Annotated in this window: 4 protein-coding genes; all 4 read right to left on the bottom strand. The window is 41.1% G+C overall.

Going from position 1 to position 10,191, the window contains the following annotated elements; translation table 11 throughout:
• Positions 1–174: 174 nt before the first annotated feature.
• Positions 175–867 carry a phosphoglycerate mutase gene (locus M1R56_RS09650; protein WP_045763384.1) on the bottom strand — a complete coding sequence of 231 codons (693 nt, stop codon included), beginning with the start codon at positions 865–867 and terminating at the stop codon, positions 175–177.
• Between the two features lie 132 nt (positions 868–999).
• Entirely contained in the window at positions 1,000–1,368 is a 369-nt protein-coding gene (locus M1R56_RS09645) for a hypothetical protein (protein WP_248036004.1), read from the bottom strand.
• 420 nt (positions 1,369–1,788) lie between these two features.
• Positions 1,789–9,351, bottom strand: a complete 7,563-nt coding sequence (locus M1R56_RS09640; protein WP_248036003.1) for an SIALI-17 repeat-containing surface protein — start codon at positions 9,349–9,351, stop codon at positions 1,789–1,791.
• Between the two features lie 339 nt (positions 9,352–9,690).
• Positions 9,691–10,191, bottom strand: a 501-nt coding sequence (locus M1R56_RS09635; RefSeq protein WP_248036002.1) for an LPXTG cell wall anchor domain-containing protein, incomplete at its 5' end; no start/stop codon positions are given.

Below are 10,191 nucleotides of genomic sequence, written 5' to 3'. Positions count from 1 at the left end.
CAATTTCCTTAGTTTGACTATGGAAATCAAACTATTTTTCATCAAATACCTTGATATACTTGACAAATGGTAGAAAAGGACTCAGCTCTGTGCAAGACAGAACCAAATCCTTCGCTTGAATTATTTGTGTAACTTTTTGAAATCGATATAAATCAATCCTAGACTTACAATTTTTTACTTACCAAGGTAGTATTCAGAAACTACGTTCAATTTTTCGTCGAATTCGAATACCAATGGTGGGAAGTTAGGGATTTCCACGTCCATGATTTCGTCATCTGACAAACCTTTGATGTGTTTTACAAGAGCACGGATTGAGTTACCGTGTGCTCCTACGAATACGTTTTTACCATCTTTAAGAGCTGGAGCGATTTTATCTTCCCAGAATGGAAGGGCACGTTCCAAAGTTACTTTCAAGTTCTCAGCATCTGGGATAACTGAGTCGTCAAGTGAAGCGTAACGACGATCAGTGTGAGCTGAGTGCTCATCGTCTCGATCCATTGCTGGAGGCAATACATCGTATGAACGACGCCAGATGTGAACTTGTTCATCACCAAATTGTTCAGCTGCTTCAGCTTTGTTTTTACCAGTCAAACCACCGTAGTGACGTTCGTTCAAGCGCCATGATTTTTCAACTGGAACCCACAATTGGTCAGATGCTTCAAGAGCCAAGTTAGTTGTTTTGATCGCACGTTTCAATACTGAAGTGTAAGCTTGGTCAAATTCGATACCAGCTTCTTTGATCAATTTACCAGCGTCAATCGCTTGTTGTGTTCCTTTTTCAGACAAATCAACATCAGCCCAACCAGTGAAAAGGTTAGCTTTGTTCCATTCAGACTCACCGTGGCGAGCAAAAACCAATTTTACCATTTGATGGATACTCCTTTTATTTTCCGAGGTTTCCCTCGTTTATCTATTCTATTTTACACAATTTTTCACAAAAAAGCTAGTCAAAATCGACTAAAAAGAGAAGAGGTGAGTCCCCCACCTCTCAATGATCAACTATTCTTGAACTTGAAATTGTTTCAAACTTGTTAGGAATAGGGCGCCACCGATGACAATGACGATACCACCAATCCAGCCTAAAAATGGAATCAGTCCTACTACAGAACCAACGATTAACAAAACAGATGGCGCCATTGATATGCGCTTATCATCCTTATAGTAGATTAGAGAGAGAATTCCAAGAATGAGAGTTGCGATTTTTACTAAGGTAAAAACAATGAAGATAATCGCTAAAACTACTCCTGCAAAATCTTCATTCGCAAAAATAGATGCAACCATTAATATTACGACTGGCAAAATTGCCAAGAGCGAGCCTGAGATAGTCCCAATAATTCCAGAAATTTGCGCTAGTGTTTTTGTCTTCATAAATGTCTCCTTCAAATTTTAATAATTGTTATTCTACCATATTTTAAGTTAAATTCAAAGCTTTTCCAAGTAGACCACAATATCATCAGTGGCACTTTATTTTCCTTGATTCATATAGTAAATTGAAATAAAGTATGAACAATTCAATTAGGAAAGTCAAACTAATTTCTAGAAATATTTTTAGCAGTCGTAATGTACTATTATAGATTCAACCTGCTATAAATTCCTTTTTTTATAGTAGATTGAAATAGAATATGGACAAATTGATGAGGTAATTTTAAAGTAATTTCTAACAATGCTTTAAAAAAACTATGATGTACTATTCTAAACTCAATTTGTTATATATGAATTTCCAGAACAAAAATCCCTAAGTCCTTTTAGACCTAGGGATAATGCTACTTTTTAAAGTAATACTGCAGCTTATTTGGTAAAGATAGACTGACGGAAGTCATCTGTTGTACGAAGATAAGCATTATAAATCTTTTTCTTCAGTAAGTTAACCCAGCTAGCTTCGACGCGGCTTGTAGCATTGTCAATATTACGAACATCCTCTGCTGTCGCCTCATCCATTAGCCTTTGCATATCTTTATAAGATCGAATAGTTACTTGCTTCGTACTATTTGGGTTTCTGAGTTCATATTCAATGGTGATCGGCTTCAATTTTGTCAATTTGTCAATCCGCTCTTGGTACATGGCCTTCTTAAAGGCTGCCCAAGAGTCATACTCACCTTTGAAGACATTTTCCAAAACCTTCTGATCTGTCACTAGACCAACATCTCTTCCGAGCCATCCATCCCAAGTTGCGCTTCCCTCTTTCAGAGCTTCTTCTGACAATTTACCAGATACATATGGGATAAATCCTTCATGATAGCCCTTAGCTGCCAGCAACTCATAGGCTGTACGACGGAACATGACATCACCTGGCGCACCAGTTGGATTGCTAAGCGCTGAATAAATTGGAGAGAATAGACTGAGACTGAGATAACCATTTCGTGCATACTTGCCACTATCCTTGTTTTCACGACGAGTAATGACATCATTGTCAATCAAGGATTCAAAAGTTTTTAGTTTCTTAATCTCTTCAGCAGTGAAGGTCCGTGTCTGGTTACCAGCATGGGTTTGTTTGCCATACTTATCAGTAATGTAGTAGTTTTCCATTTTTCTAAACCACTTCATCTTGGCTTCATCTGTCTGCTTCAAGATAGAGCTTGCTTCTAGGTAATCAAGCGTATAGATCATATCAAACATACCATGAACGTAATCTTTTAGGTCTGCTTCATTCTGAACGCGCTCTTTAAAGTTATAAGTATGGAGACGTGTCTTAGAATCCTTATCAACCTTGAATAGAGTATTGAGGGTGATTGTCGCTTCATCTGGACTTGGTGTAGATTGTAAAAGACCACGAGCGTAAAGTTCTGCCCCTAGACCTTCACGACGACCAAAGCCTTCAAAATAAATGGCTCCATCAGAGTTGTGTGTCATCTCGTGTGTATAAACAGAGTTTCCGTAATCTTCTAGCAGACGAGCATTGTCAAAATGGGTCATACTTCCTGTTGCGTAAGCATTATAGCCCTTGCTTGGATACCACTTACCAGCTGGTCCAAAGAATTCCTGCATTGCAGTGGACTGCTTGTCATGTGGTTGGGCCCAATATCTTTGACCATTCTTATCTTTGAGAGCAAAACCATCATAAACCAAGACAGAACGGAAGAGTTTATCCTTGCTTTCATCACTTAAAATCTTGTACCAAAAATCGTAATGGTCTCTCTGCCATTCAGCTGACTTTCTCACTCGATCTTCAACATAGCTAGCAAGTTCTGCATCTGTACGGACCTTCCCATCAACAATATCTCGGTAACGATCATAAGCTCCCATAGAGATGGTAGACATATTGGAAATGATGTAGACACCCTTTTCAGTCATGGTCAAAAGTGGTAGCAACATTCCCTTATGTTCCCAGTTGTCAGATGTAATCTTATCATAAACTCCGACAGAGTACTTACTCTTATCGTTTGCATTGTCTTGGAGAGCCTTAGCTTCTGCAATGTCCGACTTAGCCTCGATAATATATGCTTTTGTATTATCCTTAAGCCATTCGTTATTAGTCTTATACGGCAAGAAAAGATTTCGGTAACTTTCAAGATAATTGAATAAACCTCGCTTACCAGTTGCCTCTGACAAGGAAGTATCATAGGTTTGATAAGTATTTTTGGCTTTGAGATTTTCAAAACCAGAGCGACCTAAGGCAATGATCGTGTCTAGTGTAGACGCATCGTTATTACCAAAGAAATCAAACTTATAGGCAGATAAATCTTTAACATTGATGGTGTCATAATTGATGTTATACCAACGATTTAGGTAGGTTAAACCTATTAGAAAGGCCTCTTTATTATCGGTAATTTTCTTAGCGATATAATCAGCTACTACAGTTCCCTCGGTATTGATGGACTTGTCCATTGCCAGAACCTTACGTAACTCCATAGACAAGTTGGCCTTGACTTGATCAAAGGCTTTATCCAAATAAAGATCATCCAGAGAAGTTTCTGCATTTATACCTAAGACCGTTCTCACAGCAGCTGAATCTAAAACTACCTTATTCAACTCTGGTAAAACTTTGGTGAGAATCTTGCTATAGTCAGATAGGAAGGCTTCCGGAGTATAGAGAAGATTCAAGTCCTTGATGGTATATTCTGCGATAGCCTTATTTTTAAAGTCTCCCTTATAGGTAACTTCTAGATACTGAATGGTATTGTCTTCGTAATGAAGCATGAGACGATTGATGCCTGTCTTATTTCCATGAATATCCGTGATGATCTGCTGATCTTTCATCGGAACTACATCGAGCAAGTAGCTAGTGTTGAGCTTATGATCCTCTGCTAGCTTATTGGCATAAGCTACGATTGTTTCCTTATTATAGAATGGCAGAAGTTTTTCCATATTTACGTAAGCTATAGCACGGTTGTTGTCTACTTTCTTCGCCTTACTATAATCTACTGCATAGAGGTTCAGATTAGTGTCGTCCAGGCTTGTCGTGATTCCAAACTCTTCTAGCTTGTCTTGGGCTTGTTCAAGACTAAGCTTAGAGCTAGCAAATGGATCTTCTGCTAGAGTTTCAATTCCTTCGACTGCATAAGCATTGGTGATACGGTCATTTTTATAACCTTGATCGCCAGAAATACTATAGACTCTTGATCCACTAACATTACTCAAGACGTTGTCAATCAAACCATTGTAGTAATTTGAACCAACTACTCCACCAATTTGGCCATTCTTGGTTGAGTTCTGAATTTTCCCTGATGCATAGGAATTAGTGATACGAGCATTGGCTTCTAATCTTCCGACTAAACCACCAAAGCGTTGCTCATTAGTCTTGGCACTCGCTAAAATCGTAACATCTGCTCTACTTTGTGTCAGCAGGGAAGCATTTCCTTTCAGATTTGCGACTAAACCTCCAACATTATAGGCTTTGCTTTGCTTATCATTAGTCTGGATAGTACCTGTAAAGGAACTATTTGTGATTTGCGTGTTAGTTGCAACAACCACTAGCCCTGCAACCTGACTGGCATTTCCTACAACAGCTACTCGCCCTTGAGCAGATACGTCTTGAATGTGAGCATTTTCCGCAGAACGGGCCAAGCTTGCAGAATCATAAGTCCCAACGATATTGACATCCTTCAAATCGATATTTGTAATCCTTGCACCACTCTTGAGATTTTCAAACAAAGGCTTGGCTAGGTTGTAAATAGCATACTGTTTACCATTATGACTACCTGTAAGGCTACCTGTAAAGTTATTTCGTAGATAAACATAATCGCTTGCTGCCAAGCTTACTTCACTAGCATCTAAATCAGCTCCTAGCACATAGTTGCCTGCCATGTTGCTCTTCATCGCTTCTAACAGACTTGCAAAACTAGTATAAACACCTTGCTGATTTGAATGAGACTTGCTGATGTAGAAGTCATATCCTGGTTTATAACCTGTTTCACTTTCTTGCACAAGCTCAGGCAGAGATACAGTGACCTTATAAACTTCCCTACCATCTTTAGTGCTTTCAGCAACACTCTGAACTGGAAGGAGCATTTCTTTCGACTCAGCAGACTTAACTTTGACAAAGTAATTTGACAAATCGCTTGGAACTGCGTTCATAGAAATCAAGCGTTTATACTGATCATTTTCCTTGCTGTAGAATTCAACGGATTCTACATTTCGGATAGAAATTTTCTTATACTCGAGTTCAAATTGACGACTGTCCTTTTCAAAGTCTGTAACCTGACCTTGATCTAATTCGTAGGTTAATTTTGTCTTCAAAGTATAATCTGTATAATGATCCAAATCACCAATCTTGAGACTGCCTGCAAAATTCGTAATCGGAAGTGAGCGTACAAGCTGGTCACCTTCATATAATTCTGCTGTAGCTGTCCGTAATGATTGAGTTTCATCAGTCAGGTTGTACTGAACCGTAACAGAACGATCTTCTGGATTTTCTGTAAGACTGAGGATACTTAGATTTGGTCTAACTTTTGCAACTCCATTTAGAGCCGTTCTGGCTGCTGTCAAGTTCGCCAAGGCTTGATCAACTTGAACTTGGCTAGCTAGTCGATTTGCTAAAACTGTCTCTGCATTTGCAAATTCTCTTGTAAAGTTTGTTTTTTTATCTGAGTCAGCATTTTTGTATTTGAAGCTATCCTGGATGTCTTGACTTTCTCGGTATTCTGTTTGTAAAGCTACCTTAGTGACATCTGGGCCCTGTAATTGCTCTTTCGCATTCTCAATGCTTGCAACTGCTTGGTTGACTTGCTCTTGGCTAGCTTCTGATTGCGTCAATAATTCTTGACCTTTAAGGAGTGCCGAGTCGTAACTAATTTGGCGAGTTGAGATATCGTTAAAATAACGTGCCTGTGATTTAACTTGCTCTGCTTCCGACAATAGATTGTAGAGAGGAATTAAATCAAATTCATCCAATGCTTCAACCTTTGGAGCATCATTTGGAATCATAAACGGACTTGCTGTTCCAATCTTAACAATCTGAGTCACTGGTGGCAAGGTTTCTTCATTAGATAATTCTAGACGATCCAATTCTTGATTATTTGAATAGTAGACCCTAGTTTTGATTGTACGCTCACCTTCCACTCCAGGAACACTTACAATACGTGAATCCTTGACCAACTCATCAGTATACTGCTCCTCAATCTTAAAGGCTACTTTTTCAACTCTCGTTTCATCTACATAGCTAAGCTCTAACTCAGGAAGGTCAAAACTTGGTGTAGGCTCTGTGCCAGCTGTGCCGACTGGGTCTGTATACTCTGGTAATTCATAAACTGAGGCTGGACCGTCGCCTGCTGTGCCTACTGATTCTGTATACTCTGGTAATTCATGAACAGGGGCTGGATCGTCGCCTGCTGTGCCTACTGAATCTGTGTAACCTGGAACGTCGTGAACTGGAGCGGGTTCGTCACCTGCTGTGCCGACTGGGTCTGTATACTCTGGCAAGTCATGAACCGGAGCAGGTTCGTCACCTGCTGTGCCGACTGGGTCTGTGTACTCGGGAACCTCATGAACTGGTGTAGGCTCTACACCAGATGTGCCGACTGGTTCTGTATACTCGGGAATTTCGTAAACTGGAGCGGGTGCGTCACCCACTGTGCCGACTGGTTCTGTATACTCTGGTAATTCATGAACCAGGGCTGGATCGTCGCCTGCTGTGCCGACTGAATCTGTATATTCTGGGATTTCGTGAACTAGAGCTGGTTCAGCACCTGCTGTGCCGACTGGGTCTGTATATTCTGGGACTTCATGAACGGGGGCAGGTTCGTCACCAACTGTGCCGACTGATTCTGGGTACTCTGGTAATTCATGAACGGGGGATGGATCTGTACCAGCTGTGCCGACTGGATCTGTATATTCTGGGAATTCGTGAACTGGGGATGGATCGTCACCAGCTGTGCCCAACGAATCTGTATACTCTGGCAATTCGTGAACCAGAGCGGGTTCGTCGCCTGCTGTGCCGACTGAATCTGTGTACTCTGGCAGTTCGTGAACCAGAGCTGAGTCTTCACCAGCTGTGCCTACAGGATCTGTATATTCTGGAATATCATGAACTGGAGCTGGAGCTTCACCGGCTGTGCCCAACGAATCTGTATACTCTGGCAATTCGTGAACCGGAGCGGGTTCTGCACCTGCTGCGCCTACTGGTTCTGCGTACTCTGGAACTTCATGAACGGGAGCGGGTTCGTCGCCTGCTGTACCAACAGGTTCTGTGTACTCTGGCAAGTCATAAACCGGGGCGGGTTCTGTACCTGCCGTGCCGACTGGATCTGTATACTCGGGAACCTCATGAACCGGAGCTGGGGCGTCGCCTGCTGTGCCGACTGTTTCTGTATACTCTGGTAATTCATGAACTGGGGCGGGTGCGTCACCAGATGTGCCGACTGTTTCTGTATACTCGGGAACATCGTGAACTAGGGCGGGTTCTTCGCCAGTTGTGCCGACTGGTTCTGTATACTCTGGTAAGTCATAAACCGGGGCGGGATTGTCGCCTGCTGTGCCGACAGGGGATGTATACTCCGGCAATTCGTGAACGGGAGCGGATTCTGTATCTGCTGTGCCGACTGGATCTGTATACTCCGGCAAGTCATGTACGGGGGCTGGGGCGTCGCCTGCTGTGCCGACTGATTCTGTATATTCTGGAACGTCGTGAACAGGGGCTGGTTCGTCACCAGATGTACCTACTGAATCTGTGTACTCGGGAACGTCATGTACCGGAACAGGTTCTGTACCTACCGTCCCTACTGATTCTGTGTAGGCTGGGACTTCGTGAACGAGGGCGGGTTCTATACCTACCGTCCCTACTGAATCTGTATATTCTGGAACTTCATGAACGGGAGCTGGGTACTCTGGCAAGTCGTGAACAGGAGATTCTTTAAGTAATTGATTACTTTCTGCTGTGCCCACCAGAATAATCTCTGAAATAGGTTGGACTGTCACTTGATCAGACACCAACTCAGATTTTATCACCTTCTGATTAGCACTGTAACGACGAGTAATCACTGTACGTTCCCCTGGTACACCCACCTGAATGGTCTTTGTTTGACCCTTAACAAGATTATCCGAATAGCGATATTCTGTCTGATAAGCAACGACTTGTGTTTGACTTTCATCTTGACTAGATAATTGTAACTCAGAGCGATCATAAATTGAGCTTCCCGACGGCACTCGGTTTGCTCCATTGACAAGCTCCAGTTTTTCATCTGTCGACTTCTCTGAACTATCTGCTTTTGATACTGCCACCGCTTTGTCATTTTCAGAACCGTCCACTGATTGATTCACAGTCTGATTAGCTTTATGCTTAGATTCTTCACCTTGCTCCAGAGAATTTTTCAAAATAGCCTGATTCTTCAGATAACCAATGTATTCAAAATCTTCAATGTTCAAGGGTTGAGGTAGTTGCTCTCCTAGCTCCAAATTTAAAAGCTGATTATAAGCAGCTAGCTCAATATTTGTAACTGCAAGTATTGAAGGAGAAAGAAGAATGGATCCTAGTCCAGTCACCAATAAAATCGAAGATAGATATCTTTTCCCGTTTTTCCCCTTAGAAATTACCAAGACCGCAAGAACAATACCAGCTGTTGCAAAGATTGCTTCCCACATACCAGAGTAGCCAGTACTTGGTAAGTTTCCTATCAATCTTCCTTCTTTTTTAGGACGATAAACCAAGTAGTATGCATCTGTACTTTCCTCTACAAATTTTGGAAGTTCCTTAACAACCATCGCCTTTTCAGTATCTGTCAATTCTGATTCCATAACATACTTATAGTGAATCTGAACAGCTTGATTCGCTGGTAACTCTGCTGCTTCAACAGGCTGTGTACTAGTCCCAACTACAGAACCCAAAAAGAAGCTTCCAATAGTCGCTGATATCAGACCTACTGATAACTTTCTAAAAGAAAAACGCTGGCGCTTTTCTCCGTAAAATTGATGTTTCATCACTTAACTTTTTCCTTTATAATAAAATATTAAATCCTTTCTATTTTATCGAATTTCCCTCCAATAAACAAGGATTTTGTTTGCCTCTTGAAATTATTTTACGCTACATACCGTTAACAAGATTCTTATCAGTGGATACTGTTTATCAAGCATTCTCAACTTCCTATTATTTTCAATTTCATACACAAGAGTTTTTATGAAAATAATAAGAAACAACGAGCATCTCCAACTATGGAAATGCTCGTTGTTTTGATATTTAGAAGTGAGTTTTTACCCAGCTTCTTTTCTAGCAATCTCATAGAATCAAGATTCTAAGATTTGCTTTATCCGAGTAATGGTTTACTCTTCTTCCTTACGTTTTTTAGAGATAAGGAGTCCTCCTGTCACTGCTGCAAGAAGTGCTAGTCCAAGTGAAGCGTTAGATTGTTTAGTACCAGTGTTTGGCAATTCTTTCGCTCCTGCTTTCTTAGATGGTGCTTGAGCAGATGACTCTTTAGTAGCTTCTTTAACAACTTTATTAGCTGCAATTGTTGCTACTGATCCGTCCGCAAAGGTTACAGATACTGATCCGTCATTGTTAACTTTAACATCTGTCGCAGTTGGGTTAGCTTTCTTAACTTCTTCAGCTACTTTAGCTTTTTCTGCATCTGTCAAGTTGTTAGGATCTACTACTGGAGTAAGAGCTGGTACTTTAGCTCCATTTGCTTCAGACTCTTTAACTGTCTTCACTGGTGTTAATGTCGCCACTGATCCATCTGGGTAAGTTACAGATACTGATCCGTCATTGTTAACTTTAACATCTGTCGCAGTTGGGTTAGCTTTCTTAACTTCTTCAGCTAC

The sequence above is a fragment of the Streptococcus sp. oral taxon 431 genome, from assembly GCF_023115445.1.
Classification (GTDB): domain Bacteria; phylum Bacillota; class Bacilli; order Lactobacillales; family Streptococcaceae; genus Streptococcus.
The sequence above is the reverse complement of the archived record's forward strand: the minus strand, read 5'-3'. Positions and strand labels throughout refer to the sequence as shown.

Coding starts and splice junctions, on each gene's coding strand:
- M1R56_RS09650 (WP_045763384.1), bottom strand. CDS start 867: ATGGTAAAATTGGTTTTTGCTCGCCACGGTGAGTCTGAATGGAACAAA.
- M1R56_RS09645 (WP_248036004.1), bottom strand. CDS start 1,368: ATGAAGACAAAAACACTAGCGCAAATTTCTGGAATTATTGGGACTATC.
- M1R56_RS09640 (WP_248036003.1), bottom strand. CDS start 9,351: ATGAAACATCAATTTTACGGAGAAAAGCGCCAGCGTTTTTCTTTTAGA.